This is a genomic window from Paenibacillus algorifonticola, from assembly GCF_050481745.1.
Lineage (GTDB): Bacteria > Bacillota > Bacilli > Paenibacillales > Paenibacillaceae > Pristimantibacillus > Pristimantibacillus algorifonticola_A.
Genome location: NZ_JBCNGR010000017.1, coordinates 129203 through 146651 on the forward strand (window position 1 = coordinate 129203; position 17449 = coordinate 146651).

At 50.9% G+C, this 17449-nt stretch carries 12 protein-coding genes; all 12 read left to right on the top strand.

Translation table 11 applies throughout. The features are described from left to right. Positions 1 to 50: 50 nt before the first annotated feature. The 12 genes from atpD to ABEW34_RS16925 all read left to right on the top strand — a co-directional run bounded on the left by atpD (position 51) and on the right by ABEW34_RS16925 (position 17395). Positions 51 to 1454 carry a F0F1 ATP synthase subunit beta gene (atpD, locus tag ABEW34_RS16870; RefSeq protein WP_046231329.1) on the top strand — a complete coding sequence of 468 codons (1404 nt, stop codon included), beginning with the start codon at positions 51 to 53 and terminating at the stop codon, positions 1452 to 1454. A 24-nt stretch (positions 1455 to 1478) separates the two neighbouring features. Beyond that, entirely contained in the window at positions 1479 to 1877 is a 399-nt protein-coding gene (locus tag ABEW34_RS16875; protein ID WP_430160327.1) for a F0F1 ATP synthase subunit epsilon, read from the top strand. Between the two features lie 88 nt (positions 1878 to 1965). After that, on the top strand, positions 1966 to 2751 hold the full coding sequence (locus ABEW34_RS16880) for a tyrosine-protein phosphatase (protein WP_430160328.1): 786 nt from the start codon (positions 1966 to 1968) through the stop codon (positions 2749 to 2751). A 235-nt stretch (positions 2752 to 2986) separates the two neighbouring features. Next, positions 2987 to 5215 (top strand): methyl-accepting chemotaxis protein, encoded by a 2229-nt coding sequence (locus ABEW34_RS16885; RefSeq protein ID WP_430160329.1) that lies wholly within the window; start codon positions 2987 to 2989, stop codon positions 5213 to 5215. A 337-nt stretch (positions 5216 to 5552) separates the two neighbouring features. After that, on the top strand, positions 5553 to 6215 hold the full coding sequence (locus ABEW34_RS16890; protein ID WP_430160330.1) for an NADH-quinone oxidoreductase subunit K: 663 nt from the start codon (positions 5553 to 5555) through the stop codon (positions 6213 to 6215). A gap of 66 nt (positions 6216 to 6281) precedes the next feature. Further along, positions 6282 to 8147, top strand: a complete 1866-nt coding sequence (locus ABEW34_RS16895) for an NADH-quinone oxidoreductase subunit L (RefSeq protein WP_430160331.1) — start codon at positions 6282 to 6284, stop codon at positions 8145 to 8147. A 1-nt stretch (position 8148) separates the two neighbouring features. After that, a complete protein-coding gene (locus tag ABEW34_RS16900) occupies positions 8149 to 9786 on the top strand; it encodes a complex I subunit 4 family protein (RefSeq protein ID WP_430160332.1) in 1638 nt (545 codons plus the stop codon). Positions 9787 to 9790: 4 nt separating this feature from the next. Further along, the gene (locus tag ABEW34_RS16905) at positions 9791 to 11305 is read left to right on the top strand and encodes an NADH-quinone oxidoreductase subunit N (protein WP_430160333.1); all 1515 of its coding nucleotides are present in this window, start codon (positions 9791 to 9793) and stop codon (positions 11303 to 11305) included. A 235-nt stretch (positions 11306 to 11540) separates the two neighbouring features. Next, entirely contained in the window at positions 11541 to 14081 is a 2541-nt protein-coding gene (locus ABEW34_RS16910; protein WP_430160334.1) for a S8 family serine peptidase, read from the top strand. A 67-nt stretch (positions 14082 to 14148) separates the two neighbouring features. Next, positions 14149 to 14415 (top strand): DUF1146 domain-containing protein, encoded by a 267-nt coding sequence (locus ABEW34_RS16915; protein WP_430160335.1) that lies wholly within the window; start codon positions 14149 to 14151, stop codon positions 14413 to 14415. A 311-nt stretch (positions 14416 to 14726) separates the two neighbouring features. Next, complete coding sequence (murA, locus tag ABEW34_RS16920; RefSeq protein ID WP_430160336.1) at positions 14727 to 16163, top strand: UDP-N-acetylglucosamine 1-carboxyvinyltransferase; 1437 nt, start codon at positions 14727 to 14729, stop codon at positions 16161 to 16163. A gap of 254 nt (positions 16164 to 16417) precedes the next feature. Further along, a complete protein-coding gene (locus tag ABEW34_RS16925) occupies positions 16418 to 17395 on the top strand; it encodes a LacI family DNA-binding transcriptional regulator (protein WP_430160337.1) in 978 nt (325 codons plus the stop codon). Positions 17396 to 17449: the final 54 nt, after the last annotated feature.

Consider the following 17449-nt stretch of genomic DNA (forward strand, 5'->3'; position numbering starts at 1 on the left):
GAGTGGCTGCTCTGCTGGCTAGTAACAAGAAGGAACCAGGAGGGAATACCATGAAAAAAGGACGCGTTGTATCCGTCATGGGTCCGGTCGTCGATCTAGAGTTCGAACGCGGCAACCTGCCGGAAATTTTGAACGCTGTCAAAATCGAGAAGAAGGGCGAAAATGGCGGTGTAGATATTAATCTAACGCTTGAAGTCGCTGTTCACCTCGGTGACAATAAAGTCCGTGCTGTAGCGATGAGCACAACGGACGGTCTTGTACGCGGTACTGAAGCCATTGATACTGGCGCTCCAATCACGATTCCGGTTGGCGCTCCAACACTTGGCCGTGTATTTAACGTACTTGGACAACCGATCGATGAAGCTGGCGATGCTACTTCTTCAATCAATCTTCCTATTCACCGTGAAGCTCCTGCTTTCGACGAATTGTCGACACAATCGGAAATTCTCGAAACAGGAATTAAAGTTATCGACTTGCTCGCACCATATGCAAAAGGCGGTAAAATCGGCCTCTTCGGCGGCGCGGGCGTAGGTAAGACGGTAACGATTCAAGAGCTGATCAACAACATTGCACAAGAGCACGGCGGTATTTCCGTATTCGCGGGTGTTGGTGAGCGTACGCGTGAGGGTAATGACTTGTACCACGAGATGAAGGACTCCGGCGTACTTAGCAAAACAGCAATGGTATTCGGACAAATGAACGAGCCGCCAGGCGCACGTCAGCGTGTAGCTCTGACGGGTCTGACAATGGCTGAATATTTCCGTGATGAGGAAGGCAAAGACGTACTTCTGTTCGTCGATAACATCTTCCGTTTCACACAAGCAGGCTCCGAGGTTTCGGCCCTTCTAGGCCGTATGCCTTCCGCGGTAGGTTACCAGCCAACGCTGGCAACTGAAATGGGTCAACTGCAAGAGCGTATTACTTCAACGAAAAAAGGCTCGGTTACATCGATCCAAGCGATCTATGTACCTGCCGATGACTATACGGATCCAGCTCCAGCAACGACGTTTGCCCACTTGGATGCAACGACTAACCTTGAGCGTAAAATTTCCGAGATGGGTATTTTCCCAGCGGTAGATCCACTTGCTTCATCTTCCCGTATCCTTAGCCCGGATATTCTTGGCGAAGAGCATTACAATGTAGCTCAAGGCGTTAAGAAAATTCTTCAGCGCTATAAAGAGCTTCAAGATATTATCGCGATTCTTGGTATGGATGAGCTGTCCGAGGAAGATAAATTGACCGTTGCTCGCGCACGTAAAATTCAACTTTTCTTGTCCCAGCCGTTCCACGTTGCCGAGCCTTTCACAGGCATCAAAGGTAAATATGTACCAGTTAAAGAATCCGTGCGCAGCTTCAAAGAAATTCTCGAGGGCAAACATGACGACCTTCCGGAAGAAGCTTTCCGGTATGTAGGTGTGATTGAAGAGGCCGTGGAGAAAGCCAAAACGCTGTAGTAGCGAAAGGCGGGAGGAATCCACATGAGTACCTTTTTGGTAGAAGTCGTTACTCCTGAGCGTAAAGTGTACGCGGAGAATGCGAATATGGTTAGTGTAAAAGGCGTTGAAGGCGAGCTTGGCATTTTGCCAAACCACATTCCGCTCGTAACACAGCTTCGTATTGCACCAGTTGTAATCAAGCGCGATGGAAAAGCTGATGTTATTGCTGTAAATGGTGGTTTTATCGAGGTTCGTAAAGATAAAATCGTTATTTTGGCGGAAAGCGCCGAGCTTGCGACCGATATTGATCTTGATCGTGCGAAAGCAGCGAAAGCACGCGCGGAGCAGCTTCTGTCTGCCAAACGCGATGAGATCGATTTCCGCCGTGCGGAGCTTGCTTTGCAGCGTGCAATGAACCGTATTGGCATAGCGCATAAATAAGATTTGATACCCAAACACCGTTAATGTCCTGAAAGAGGCGTTAGCGGTGTTTTTTGTAAATAAAACAGCCGGAGAGGAGCCCTCCACTATGATTGATATTCATACACATATTCTTCCCGGTATTGATGATGGTGCGGCCCGCCTGGAGGATTCGCTTGCGCTGGCAAGAGCGGCTGCTGCCGAGGGAATCAGAACCATTATCGCAACTCCCCATCACCATAACGGTCGCTATGTGAATCCGGCTCAAGTTGTAGAGGAGCTGACCCGTACGCTCAATAAGCTGCTTCAGGAGCTGAATATTCCGCTTGTCGTGCATGCCGGACAGGAGGTTCGGCTGCACCGGGAGCTGCTCGACCACTATAAGGAAGGAAGCTTGCTTACGCTGGCGGGTTCATCCTACATGCTGCTGGAGCTGCCATCCTCCCATGTTCCGAAAAATACGGAGCAGACCGTCTATGAGCTTGGATTGCTTGGGATTCATGTGGTTATCGCTCATCCGGAGCGGAACGCAGCCATCATTCAGCAGCCTGAGCGGCTGGTAGAGCTTGTTCGGTTGGGGGCATTTGGCCAAGTGACGAGCCATTCCTTGCTTGGCGCTTTCGGCAAGACGGTGGAGCGGGCCTCATGGAAGCTATGTGAAGCGGGCCTCATTCATCTTGTATCATCTGATGCACATCATGTAGAGCGCCGAGGATTTAGGTTAAAGGAAGCGTATGATCGAATACAGAAAGTTATGGGCTCGGAGTGGTCGGATTATTTTCAGCAAAATGCTTCTTCGCTGTTCAGGGGTGAGGTTCTTACTGATCCACCAGATTGGCAGGGCAGTGCTGCGGCAAACCGCTGGCAAGCTTTGAAAGCTTTTTTCAAGAAATAAGCGGATTTTCGTTTATCATTATCAAATGAGCCTTTTGAACTAATCGTTCAATATAATGAGTAAACCAATCAATTGTACGGGATTCGTGCAGATGATTGGTTTTTTTTCGATCAAATCACATTTTTCTAAACATTTTTGGTTATAAAAGCTAACATTATCCTAGGAAAACGGCTCAAATGTATGTTAATATACTTTACATACAAGAAAATTAAGGAAGGGCATAGGGGGAGTGCATATGTTTGATTGGCTAGGTACAAGGACGGGGTTTCCACTGTGGGTATCATGGAAGCTCAATTCTGGCATTAAGGAAGATGTCGAGCACATTTTCGAAGGTGTTGCAGATACTCGCAAAGAGCTGCTGCTGCAATGGGCGGATGAGTATTGGGGGCATATGGAGCGCCTGTCGAATCAATTATTGGATGGCCTATCGGCATTACAAACCGCTGCGTTCTCTAAAGAACAGCAGAAATGGATAGCTCCTTTGCTCGAACGATCCTATGCGAGGGGGATGGATTTTACGGAGCTGTTCCTCCTAGACAACCACAACCATGTAGCTCACTCCACCTATCCCACACATATAGGCACACATTATGGAGAGGGCAGCGCGCTGTCTCCGGGCATGCAGTATTCCCAAAAAGGCGATCCAGCAGGCAGACGCTGTTTTTTTGGTCCTTTCGAAGACGGAATTACACTCAAGCTAGGGGCCCGAACCTCCTCTTTTCATGACAAAATGACGATTATGTTCATGCAGCCGCTAATTGTGGACGGCAGCAGAGTGGGAACCCTATGCGGGAGAGTGCCTAATGATGTGCTGGGTGATTTGATCCAGCGTGAGTCAGGACATGTATATCCGGATTCGGGCGACAATTATTTGTTTATGGCCGAGCCTAGTCTTCAGCGTAATATCGTACCCGGTACAGCGCTATCCCGCAGCCGCTTTGAGGACCGTACATTCACCCATGGCGAAAATTTAAAGGATGGCGTAACGACAGACTGGGGAACCGTGTCGATTAAGGAGCATACCGAGCTGGAGATTGTTTTTACCGATCCAGCAACGGGGGAGCTGCATCCTGGCGTCGCAGGAACCATTCGCAATGGCAGCAATTTGTTCGCTCAGTTTCCTGGCTACTCGGATTATCGCCATATTGCCGTCATCGGCAAAGGCGTCACCTTCCGAATGCCGCATTGCCCTGATCTATGGGGGATGATGTGCGAGGGCGATCTGGAAGAGGTGTATCGGCTGCGCAGTATTGGCTGGCGGCAGCGCAAGCTGCAAATGTATGCAGCGCTGCTGCAAAGCGTTCTAACGTTTCTGCTTGCTTCTCTGGTAATTGGCTATATGCCGCTATGGGGAGCGGCAACAGTGCTTGGCGGATTTAATTTGCTGTTTGGCATTTTGTTTGCGATATCGATACAGCGCAAGGAATCGCAGCGGGTAACAGGGCATTTAGAGCGGATCAACCGTTTTATTCGTATTAATGCCGAGGGGAAAGGTGATTTGACCCAGCGGCTGTCGACGAAAGAGTTCGATTGCGACGAGACGCAGGAGCTGGCAAAATGGATTAACAATATGATTGATTCACTCGAAGGCATTATGCTGCAGGTGAAGCTCACCGCTGCCGAGGTGCTGAGCAGCCAGTCCGTCATGAATGAGTCGTCTGCCCATACCGCCTTGTCAACGGAGCGTGTAGGCAGTAAGGTGGGCCATATGATTGGCAGCATTCGTCATCAGTTGAAGGATATCGACAAGGCAAAAAATGCTGCGGGTGAAATGCGCGATACGCTATCTGTACTGGAGCGCCAAGCGGCAGAGCAAATTGCGATGGCGCAAACCGAGGTTGGCCGCATTGGGGAGAAGATGCAGCATATTTCCACGAAGGTAGAAGATACGAACGGTACGATTCGCAAGTTCATGAAGACGGTGGAAGAAATTCGCGATGTGCTTCAAGTGATTGAGGAGATATCGTCGCAAACCAATTTGCTGGCCCTTAATGCTTCTATTGAAGCGGCGCGTGTTGGTGAGCAGGGTCGCGGCTTCGCGGTCGTTGCATCCGAAATCCGCAAGCTGGCGGACTTGACGAAAAAATCGACAGAGGAAGTGCACGGCATTACGCGGCAAATTTATTCAGAAGCCGAGCAGGCCTATCATTCAATGGACGAGGGTACTAAAGTTGTAGTAGAGGGTACTGATCTCGTTGCTGCTGCAGCCCGCACACTGCAATCGGCGCAGGCGGACGATCAGCGCAAAACGCAGGTTGTGGAGGAAGTGGTAAAACTGATGGAGCAAATTGCCGAAGTCAGCTTGCAAAACCGTTCGGTTTCCTCTGATGTGGAAGGACAAGTGCAGGAGCTGATTGTGGAGATGGACAACGTTCGCCATACCTCAACGAATGTCGAATCTATTACAATGCTGCTTCAACAGCTCGTGGGCCAATTCAAGTTAACAGAGTCTAGAATCAGATAGTGTCCCAGGGCGTCCCAATAACAGAATAGTAGAGTGGAAAAAGGCTTGCGAATCGCGGTTTCCAGCGGTTTGGCAGGCCTTTTTGCTGGGGGTGCACCTAAAACTCCATCATAGACGGTAGTGGGAGCATTTGTTATAATTGTAACGATTATTAGATTAGAAAGGCAGCAAAATTCACCCCTTTTTCATCAGATAGTTGAAGGTGACGGCAAAGGGACGATAACGCCAGGTTAAGCAGGCATGCATTGGCGAGGCAAATCCCTTTTTTACAAGGACCGACGCTTATGATTAGCTCGGTCCTTTTGTGTTAAACTTAGGAGAGGGAGAGTGCGGTTCATTGGTTAATGGATGGTTTACAGCAGAAACAACCGCGTTCTTCCTTTATTCGGCCCTTGCTATCGTGGGCTCTATCATTATGATTCACGCCAGGATGCTGCCCAGGCTGGCACTAGGCGTTGTGTTTACGATTATTGGCAATTCAGGACTGCTCGTCCGATTGGAAGCGGGTCCGATTGCGCTTTTTCAGGCATTCCTATATGTGGGGACAATGGGGATTTTGCTAGGCTCCGAGATTAGGAGACATTCGGAAATAGGCCGGTATAACCGGGCGATTGCAATCGCTTCCCGGGAAATGGCAGCTGCTGCAGGCATTCCGCTTTTGCTTGCTATTTTATTGTATGTCATTGTGGAAATACCCTATTCTAGTGATGAAATGCCGCTGCTTCCTGCCCATTTGATGACAGCGGCGACGCTGATGGCTATTGGTGTGTATGGGGCAATTGTCAAAAGAAATTCATTGGTGGCCTTGCTGTGTGTAAGTGTCATTTTAGGCGGAGCCCAGTTGAATATTGCTGCATTAAGCTTATATGTGCAAGGAATAGCGGAAGGGCTTCGAACACTTCCCTTGGTGTTTTTTTTCGCGCAAGCTTCAATTGGAGCGGCCGTATTAATTGTTTTATACAAGCGAGACTCCACCTCTAAGGAGTCGCGAGGAAATTAGCAGTACTTTAATTTCGTCGCAGTCTCTAATCATGAATAATAGTTAAACAGGAGGTGATCGTAGCAGATGCAAATGTATGCTGAGGCTGCTTTTCTTATTCCGCTGCTGCCGCTAGCTTCTTTTTTGATCCTGATGGCGCTTGGCCGAGGGTCTCATACTGCTGGCGTCTGGGTAGGAACAGGGGGTGCTGCTGCCTCGCTGCTGTTGTCGCTTCTGGTTTGGATCGAGCGATTCCGCTATAGGGCAGTCGATTATAATGATAGCTTTAATTGGATTTCGATAGATCGCCTGACGCTGCGAATTGGATTTGAGGTTACCAGTATGAGCGCGCTGCTGCTGGCAGGTGTCAGCTTGCTAAGCGTGGTGGTTCATATTTATGCCGCTGGTTATATGAAGAAGGATGAACGCTTGACGGTGTTCTACAGCTATATGTCCTTATTCACCTTCTCGCTGCAGGCGCTCACACTTGCAGATAACGTATTGGCGTTTTATTTGTTCTGGGAGCTTGCTTCCGTCAGCATATTTTTGTTGTTTGGTTTCTGGTATGCGAAGAGCGCAGCACGAGCAGCTGCCAAGAAGGCTTTTATAATAATGCGTTTAGCGAGTGCGGGATTGCTGCTTGCAACGCTGATGCTGTTCTGGTTCATGCCGGAGCATGCGCTGGATTTTGCTGCTATACATAACGTTTTTGAAGGGCAATCTGGTGCGATTGCGAAAAATATAACGGCATTGATTGCAAGCTTGCTGCTGCTTGGGGCGGCGGGAATGGCTGCGCAGCTTCCGCTCTACGCTTGGCTAAGCAGTGCTGAGCAGGCTCCTGCTCCAGCGAGCGCGCTGCTGCAAGGAGCAGGCATGATGACAGGAGCGCTGCTTCTGTCCAAAACGACAGAAATCTTCCAATCGGCTCCAGCCGTAACGGAAGCAGCGCTCTATATTGGCGTTGCGACAGCGCTCTACGCTGCTGTAAGGGCACTAATGGAGCGGAATGTGAACAAAATATTGATTTATTCGACAATCAGCCAATTAGGGGTCGTTCAGCTTTCGCTTGCCGTTGGGGCCGCCACAAGCAGCATGCTTTATGTGCTGGTCCATGCGATTTGCAAAACGCTGCTTGTGCTGGCAGCAGGTCAACTATTGAAGGCAGTTGGAACAGCGGATATAGGGAGCATGGATGGTTTGCGCAAGCATATGCCGCTTGCAGCGTGGACGTTTTTCATTGGCGGCCTGGCTTTGTGCGGCATTCCCCCGCTTATGGGCTTCTGGCTGCAGCAGTCGATTTGGTCGGAAGCATCAGAGCGGCATCTATTATGGCTGGCTGCGATTATGCTTGTACTGCTTTTGACCGCAGCTTACATGTCCCGCATGTATCTTCTTATATTTGAAGGGAAGCCGCGTTCAACTGTAGCGGCTATGCTTGATCAAGGCCATAAGCATTCGCGCCTTATGAGCTATTCGGCAATTGCACTTGCCGCGATCGTTGTCCTTTCAAGCTTCTTTCAATTGGTGTGGGGCAGATTGCCTGAACGATGGCTCGATGGGGAAGCGGCCATCGCGGAAGGCAATATGTCCTTAGCATCAATGCTGGCTGCTATTGCAATCCTACTAGGTGGTGCTTGGCTCGGATGGTTGAAAAACAAACGTGATGCGAGCGCAATGCGCTCAGGCCTAAATAAGCTGAAGGATGCTTCTGCTGGATGGGCAGCAGGCAAAGCGAGTGCACTCAAGCAGTTGTTTGCCGCTGCTGGTGCGGTATTAGCGGCAATTGAGCATGCCATGGGCATGCCGCTCAAGCTGGCGGCTCGACTGTTGTATGCGATGGGAAGGCTTGCTGTGAGCTGGAGCCTTCGCAGTACGATTCGAGGGATGGGACTAGCGATCATTTTTGGACTGATCATCACGATCATCATCATGGCTGCAAAGGGGGAGTGGTAAAATGGCATTTTTGACAGAGCTGCCACTTTTGTCTTTAATGTGGCTGACCCCTGCTGCCGGAATGCTGCTTGTGCTGCTCACGCCGACAGGGCAAGGAAGAGTGATGCAGTCGCTTGCTGTGCTTGCGGCACTGCTACCGCTTCTTATTGCCGCATTTTTATATGCAACATTTGATCAACAGCAAGGGGCCGGCGCTTATACGGAGCAGTATCCGTGGATTGAGGTCCCGCTCCCTTTTGCTTCAACTATGGGACATGCATATAGCGAAGCAAAATTATCCTTTTCCTACACGGTTGCGGTAGACGGGCTCTCGCTTCCGTTGCTGCTTGCCGCAGCGCTGGTAACAGGACTCGCTGCTGTAACCGCTGTTCAGCTTAGGAAGCGGCGAAAAGCGTTTTATTTTTGGCTGCTGTGGTTGGAAGCTTCACTGATAGGGCTTTTTATCGCCAGGGATGTTTTGCTGTTTATTGTATTTTTACAGGTCGCGCTGGTCGCTCTTTATTTTCTGCTGGGCATTTGGGGCAATCCAGACGGTGAGCGGACGGCGAATCGGCTATTGGCTGGGGCAGGGCTAGGCTCTGTGCTGCTGCTTGCCGTATTTCTCATTTTGACCTGTACGGCGGGCCTTCGTGTTGAAAAGGCTGGTGAGCAGCTCCAAGCGGTATACAGCGGAGGATACGGCGGAATCGCCCGTGGACTGCTTATGGGAGAAATGGCAATGAGCCAAGAGGTGCCGAATATGAGAGCGGCCGCCGCGGCGCCATTGACCGAGGGTGTAAAGATGGTGCTGTTTATTTTGCAGCTCATCGGCTTCGGACTGCTTATGCCGCTTCTGCCATTTCATACATGGCTAATGAAAGCGCAGGCCAGCGTACCAACGCCGGTCGCGATGATTATTTCCGGTCTGCTCCCGGCTGCCGGGGCATATGGACTGCTGCGCTATGGCGTATTTTTGTTTCCAGAGCAAGCGGAAAAAATGGCCCTGACTATCGCTGTTATCGGTATTATTCAGCTTCTGTACGGGGCTTTGCTGGCTCTGCGCCAGACGGATATGAGGCAGCTGCTTGCTTATGCCTCGCTTAGTCAAATGGGATTCATTTGGCTTGGCATTGCCGCCTTTAATGAGACAGGGCTGCAAGGGACGATCTTTCAACTTATGGCGGGCAGCTTATGCTTTGCCCTGTTATGGCTCGTTGTCGGCAGCTTGCAGGAGAGGGCGAAAACAACGACAATTTCCGAGCTCGGCGGCTTGGCCCGCTCGCTCCCGTTTATTTGCGGCATACTCATGGCCGCAGGGCTGTCGCTTATCGGCATTCCCGGATTGGCGGGCTTTCCCGGGATTTTACTGTCGCTGCTTGGTTTATTCGATCCGATGCCATGGCTTGCTGCTGCCGCAATACCGGGAATCATACTTACTGCCGCTTATATGCTGCGTGGCCTGCTGAGCGTAATCTTCGGGCCGATTGCTGAGGGGCATGCGGCTTTCAAGGATGCCCGCTTTATTGAGGCGGCACCGATGATTATATTGCTTGCTTTTATCGTGCTGCTGGGCTGCTTCCCATCATTTTTGACTGATACGGTGCAGCAAAGCATCAAGGGGCTTTATAGTCAATTGCTGGCAGTCAGGATGGAGGGATAAGCTCATGACAAATAGTGAAGCGCTGGGATCGCAGTTTTGGTTGGGTACGGTGCAGCTTATTCCTGAGCTGCTCCTCCTTTTGCTGCTGATTACATTTGCCGCAGGCCTCCGGTATCGCTTGTGGTACCAAGCGGGATCGGCGTCAGGCTGGTTGACACTGTCTTGGCTGGTCGTCGTATTGGCGGCAGCTTTATGGCGGATGGCAGCGAACGGCACAGAAGCGGTAATAGCAATTGCCGATGGCGGTCAGCCTGACGTAGTCGCGGGAATCACATATCTTGGCTTAAATGCGGAGAGCTTCATGTTTTTGCTGGGTATTGCGGGCGCAATCGTAGTAGTGCTGCTCAATTTGGGAGAAGAGCAGGAGCAGCGTATTAACGATTATTTATATATTCCTGCTGCTCTGCTTGGCATACGTTTGCTGCTTGCGCCTTCCAATCTCATTACGCTCTATATAGGACTTGAGCTATTTAGCTTGGCGGCGTTGAGCCTGATTTTGGCTACGTTGAACAAGCGGCATAAGCATTTGTCTCGGCCTGAGCGCCCGGCAGTGCGCATCTCGGCCCGTTCTGGCGTTGGAACTGCCCTGCTGCTGTTCGGCATGTCTTATCTTTATGGCTTGACTGGCGAGATGGACTTAGCTGCTATTCGTGCAGCCATTCCTGTTATGCAGTCTTATGCTTCGCTTTTATACTTGGCCATTTTGCTAATGGCATGCGGTTTAGGCGTTAAAGTGGCGGCCCTGCCCTTTAGCATTTGGATGTCCAACGAGAATGGGAACAACACGGGATTTCCTTATATGGCTGGCGCGATGTTTCTAGTGGTAGCAGGCCAAGGTGCAACCGCGGCTACATTATATCATCTGCTCCATGGAACGGAAATTGTCCAGCTATTACGTTTAAACAGCGCTTATATCGGCTTGCAGGCGATTGCGGCCTGCCAAATTGCTTGGGGCACAGTCGCGATGCTGAGGCAAAAGCAGGCTTCTAACCTATTAGGCTGGTCAAGCGTCATCAACAGCGGCTATTTGCTTGTTCCGGTCGCACTTAGTCTTGCGCCCACTCATAGCAGCTTATTCGCACCGCTCGGCTATCAATTTGCCGTGTATATGCTGGCGATGTTTGGAGCTACAGCTATTTTGGCAGCTGTTCGGGAAGTGACAGGGCATGGAAAGCTCAGTGGCCTGGCTGGTTTGTATCATCGGTCACCTTGGCTTGCGGCAGCGATGGCTGTTTTCGTGCTGTCGCTTGCAGGCTTGCCGCTTACGGGTGGCTTTTTTGCCAAAGTGTATATATGGCTGGGCAGCATTGCAGCAGAGGCCTATTGGCTGCTGGGCGTCATGGCCGCATGCAGCCTCGCAGCCGCATATGCTTATTTCGGCTTCATCCGGCAAATGTTCATGAGAACGGGCAGCGACGAGCGTGCGCTTTCGCTTCCGCTTGCTGCATCTGCGGGCATCGCCATCTGCGCCGTCGCTCTTGTCGTGCTTGGCTTGTTCCCAGGCCTGCTGATGAAGTAAACAGCCTCTGATTGGAAGGAACCCACTAGGGTAAGAGGACAATATGGATTCAGGAAGCTGGGCCTTTGGTCGCTATCTTAAGCGGGAACAAGGACAAGCCTGCTTCAAACGCGAAAGTTAATGGAAGAGTTAGCAGATGCAACGGCAAGCGACAGGTTAAGGTGCAAGCGAATATGAAGCAAAGTACGAAAGAAAAGCACGAGAAAAATACGAATGCAAAGGCAGAATAAATAACATGAAGTTTAATCATGGTAGGTTCCGCAGTTTGCGCCGCCAGCTTGCTGCGCTGCTGGCGGTTATGTTGCTCTGCGGCGTTGTATCCGCCGCAGAGCCTTGGGCGGCGGAGCGTATTGACGCCGCCCCAAGTGCAAAAGAGGAGCCGCCGCAAAGCTGGCTCCTCAAATGGAGCGATCCCGCGCAAGCAGCTGAGCTGCGCGGGACGCTCGTGATCCGCCGCCAGGCTGAGGCGGCGGTCGATGTCGTACGTCCGGCCGAAGCATCGGCGGACGTCGAAGCATGGCTGCGCCGGCTGCGAAGCACGCCGGGCGTCGAATACGTGTACCCGAATGGACGGGTACACGCCTTAGAGCTGTCCGCCGCACAGCAGGCGGACGACAGCTCTCCAGCCGAAGCTGCCTCCGGCGAGGCTTCGGTCCTCACAGCCGCCGCCGCGAAAGCAGCGGCGGCCAGCGACCCCGAGCTTGCGAAGCAAAGCTATCTCAAGCAGATCGGCGCGCTATCCGCTTGGAAAACCGTGCGCGAGCAAACCGCGCTGACGATCGCGATTGTCGATACGGGGATCGATCTCGACCATCCCGATCTCAAAAAAAATCTAGTCCCCGGCATCAACTTAATCGACACGGATACGCCGCCTGAGGACAATAACGGCCACGGGACAAGCGTGGCCGGAGTAATTGCCGCTTCCGGCAACAATGGCATTGGCGTATCCGGCATTTTGTGGAAGGCGAAGCTGATGCCGATCAAAGCGCTTGATCATAATGGCGATGGGACAGAGCAGGATTTGGGCGAAGCGATTTTGTACGCGGTGCGCAAGCAGGCCAAGATCGTCGTGCTCTCCGTTGGATTATATCGCTATTCTCCTTATATGCAGGATATTGTAAATTATGCAGAGAGCAAAGGGGTGCTGCTGGTAGCAGCAGCGGGCAATGATGGACAGACGCTTGGAAGTATGGCAGCTGTAAAATATCCCGCCGCCTATTCGACGGTGCTGGCAGTTGGCGGCGTAAAAGCGGACAATTCGCCAGATTTGCGTTCGAATCCCGGTACGGAGCTGGATTTGTCTGCGGCCTGGAACGTTTATACGACAGCGCTGGGCGGTAGCTACAAGAAGGAAGAGGGCACATCGATGGCCGCACCTCAGGTAGCAGCAGCAGCGGCACTCATCTGGGCCCGTTATCCGAAGCTCAAAACGTATCAAGTCAGGGAGCTGCTGCGCCAAACGACGCGAAACATTGGCGAGTCGGGCTTCGATAATCGCACAGGCTATGGGCTGCTGCAAATCGATAAAGCGCTGAGCACACCTGTTATAGCGGATGGTTTTGAGCCGAATGATACGAGGGGCACAGCCGCCTTTCTCCCCTTGAATAAGCAAATATCTGCCGTACTCAATACGGGTAAGGATATCGACTGGTATACCGTGGAGGCGCCATATGACGGCAAGCTCACGATGAAGCACCAATCACTGACTGAATCAGGGGCCGCGATTCCGCCTATTCGGATGCTGCATTATGTGAACGGTGTCCAGAAAAATACTTATACGACAAAGCTTGCCAGCGGCAATGCCGAGTTCACGGTAAAGAAAGGGACGCAAAAAATAGGCGTCCAGTTCATGAACAGCGACAACGGGACTCGTCAACCCTATTTGCTTGACTCCTCTTTTATTATGAAACCAGATGCTTATGAATCGAACGACCAGACTTACGAAGCGTTCGCTTTGTCGCCGCGCAGCCAGACGGTAGTGGGCAACTTCCATCAGAAGGCGGATCGCGACTGGTATGCGATTACCTTCAAGCAAAGCGGCACGCTGCGCCTTACCTTGGAGGGGAATACGGCGCGAATCGATCCGGGCCTTGCCGTTCAACGGGCCGGACAGTCGCTTCGAACCTACGACGAGGAGTCGGAGGGCCAAGCTGAAATATCGCCAACATTGACAGTAACACCCGGGAAATATTATATTCGTGTGCATAATGCCATTTCGTCTGAGGCCAGCCCCGTCATTGGGGAGTACACGCTTAAAATCAATTATGTGCCGAAATACGATGATCCCAATGAGCCAAATAATCAATATTACGAAGGCTTGAGCATACGCAGCGGCACAGAATATGTAGGTGTCATTGACAGCAGCACCGATGTGGATTGGTTCCAGCTGCGCCTCACCCAAGCGAGCCAAATTGATTTGCAAGTGTTTAATGTTCCGTCAGGAAAGGTAATGCAAGTCATAGCATACGATAAAAAGCAGCAGCAGCTGTTTACACAGAAAACAGGCAGTACAGGCAAGCTGGAAGTGAAAAACAAGCGGCTTCCTGCGGGCGTTTATTATTTTAAACTGACAGCCAATGAGCCCTTCGACAAGCAATATTACCGCTTCAAGGTTACGGTCAAAACAGCCTTTGCCAGTGCTCCTGGGATTACAGTACAACAGCTTCCGGTAAGCGGAGCGGGAGGCGTTGAAGCACGCCGCATGTTTAGAGTGGAGGACCCTGCCTTGGAAAGCAGTGGAGAGCCATTTGCGAAAGAGCGGCTGCTCGTGCAATAGCAGAGTAAATGAGCAATCAAGCGTCACCGGAACTTAAGGCGATTAAAAGGAGGCATCTGAAGCACAGATGGGTTTGACACAGGATATGTTGAACAACATGCAGACAGCCACAGGAGTAACGGGGCTGTTCTCCATCGTTGTAACGCTCGTTAGCATTGTACTTATATGGTTTATTATGCAGGAGATAAAATGGGAAGCGTTTTTTGCGTTTCCCCGCAGCCCCAAGGCTCGCATGTTTCAGGCGGTTGTAGCAATCATATTGGGGCACGCATTTGCCAGCTTCATTTTGGATTACTGGTCTTGGACGACAATGCTGAAGAGTTTTGTCGAATAACGAGAGCGGAATATGTTAACAATGGGTAATACATGACGGACTTAAAATCCCGCCTGCTTCCGAACGCTATACAAGTGCGGGAATTTTGTTCCAGTATCAGGCAGGGCAACACCTAAAAGCATCGTTCAGCATAGGATGTTAGGGTCAGGATCGGGCTGCTTTAAATGCTGCGGTTACAAGGAAATTTAAAGCTTGTCGATTAGTGTAGATAAGTGTTAATATGGAGTTTGGATTAAGACGGGAATTTTTCACTTTTAAACAATAATTTTAAAGCGAGAGACAGAAATTCAGTTCGCGGAGGGAACCATAAGATGACCAAAATTATCGTCCGCGGAGGCAAGCGTTTATCGGGAACGGTACGTGTCAGCGGTGCAAAAAATGCAGTACTCCCCATTCTAGCAGCCTCTTTACTTGCGACGGAAGGAGACAGCGTCATCTGTGACGTTCCCCTCCTCGACGATGTCATGACTATACAGAAGGTATTGGCATCATTAGGCGCAACGATATCGTATCAAGATACAACAATGAGAATTTCGGCGGGAACGATTGCTTCTTACGAGGCGCCCTATGAGCTGATTCGCAAAATGCGTGCTTCCTTCCTTGTTATGGGACCGCTGCTTGCACGGATTGGCAAGGTGCGTATTTCACTTCCGGGTGGCTGCGCGATTGGAACACGTCCGATTGATCAGCATTTGAAAGGCTTCGAAGCGATGGGAGCGGAAATTACGCTCGGACACGGCTTCATTGAAGCAAGCACAAGCTCGCGTCTCAAGGGCGCAAAAATATATCTCGACGTAGCAAGCGTAGGCGCTACTGAGAACATTATGATGGCTGCTGCACTCGCAGAAGGCACAACGCTGCTTGAAAATGCCGCGAAGGAGCCGGAAATCGTCGACCTCGCTAATTATTTGAATGCGATGGGTGCGAAGGTTCGCGGCGCAGGAACAGGCCTCATTCGCATCGAAGGCGTTGAAAGCTTGCACGGTGTAACGCATCATGTTATTCCTGACCGTGTAGAAGCAGGCACTTACATGATTGCTGCAGCGATTACAGGCGGCGACGTGTTTGTAGAAGGAGCGATAGGCGATCATTTGACACCGGTCATTTCCAAGCTGCAAGAGATGGGCGTGGAGGTGCTGGAGTCGGATAACGGCATTCGGGTTAAAGCGGATTATCCGCTGAAATCGGTAGACGTGAAGACGTTGCCGCACCCGGGCTTCCCGACGGATATGCAATCGCAAATGATGGCGCTGCTGCTCGTATCCGAGGGTACGTCGGTCGTAACCGAAACGGTTTTTGAGAATCGCTTCATGCATGTGGAAGAATTCCAGAAGATGAATGCACATATTAAGATCGAAGGCCGCTCCGCTATCGTTAGCGGCAATATGCCGCTAACTGGCGCGAAAGTATGTGCGACGGACCTGCGTGCAGGCGCAGCCCTGATCTGTGCAGCATTGCGTGCTGATGGCGAGACGGAAGTAACGGGTATCCACCACGTAGACCGCGGTTATGTAGATATTACAGGCAAGCTGGCTTCGCTTGGAGCGCTCATTCACCGCGTTGAAGCGGAGGAGGAAGAGAAGCAGGCGGCTGTTGTGGAAAATGTCCTTCAAGCTAAAGCGGTCGCTGCTGTAGAACAAGCGAAGGAAACGGCCGCTGTTATTGCAGCAGTTGAGCTGGATTCGGCTTCTAGCTTCAAGCGTGAGAAGGAAGCAACGGTTTTGAAGGTTCAGCCTACTTGGGCTTAACCCTTTAATAGGCATAAGAGCAGAGCTGTTTGCAGACGCGCCGGATGGGGCGATGTGAACGGCTCTTTTTTTGAAATTAAAGCATTATAAGCTGTTCTTTTGTACTCGCGTTTCTATTTTCTCCGTTATACGAGCGTTGCCATCCATAACGGGCAGCGCCGTTTGCATTTTACATATAAAGATTGTTTTCGTGTGGTATGATGAAAGCATAATTTGTAAGCGTATAACTTTCTGGATAATGAGAAGGAGATTTTATGGCAACTATTCATGATGTCGCGAAGATAGCGAAAGTATCGGTTACGACGGTCTCCCGCGTATTAAACAACAGGGGGTATATTAGCGAGACGACCCGCAATAAGGTGTTCCAGACGATGAAGGAGCTGAATTATCAACCGAACGAGCTGGCGCGTTCTTTGCTGCGCAAGCAGTCCAATGTGATCGGGCTCATTATTCCGAATGTAGCGCATCCTTTCTTCGCCGAGCTGGCCAGCCATGTTGAACGTTATGCCTACGAAAACGGCTATAAAATTATGCTCTGCAACTCGCATCTTGATCCTGTGAAGGAGAAGGAATACATCGATATGCTCAAGCGGAACCGGGTAGATGGCATTATTATGGGCAGCCATACACTTGAGGTTAAGGAGTACAAGGAGCTGCATTCTCCGATTGTGACGATAGACCGACAGATTAGCGAGGAAATCCCGTTTATTTCATCGGACAATTACGAGGGCGGCAGGCTCGCGGCACAGCTGCTTGTAGACAAAGGGTGCACAAAAATTGCGCATATTTGCGGGAATTTAGAGCTTCAGCTGCTGGCAAACGAGCGGACGGCTGCCTTTTGTGACGTGATGGCGGAAAATGAGATCGAGCCAATTATCATCCAAACGGATATGAATGTATTTGACGAGCAGCAGTATGAGCAGATTATGAGCCGTCTGTTTGCGGAGCATCCTGATATCGATGGCTTGTTTGCGACTAGCGATATTATCGCTTCCTTTGCGGTGAAGGAATGCCGCAAGGCCGACAAACATATTCCGGAGCAGATAAAAATTATTGGCTATGATGATGTGAGCGCGGCCCACTGGATAACACCGGCGCTAACGACGATTCGCCAGCCAATTGCCGAAATCGGGCGGACTGCGGTTGACTCGATCATCCGGCAAATGAACGATGAGCCGCTGGAGCACCGGTATGTTTTGGATGTCGAGCTGGTGGAGCGCCTGACGACTTAGGAAAGGCTGAAATCCCTTATACAGCAAGGGATTTTTATTTTTATTTCGAAATGT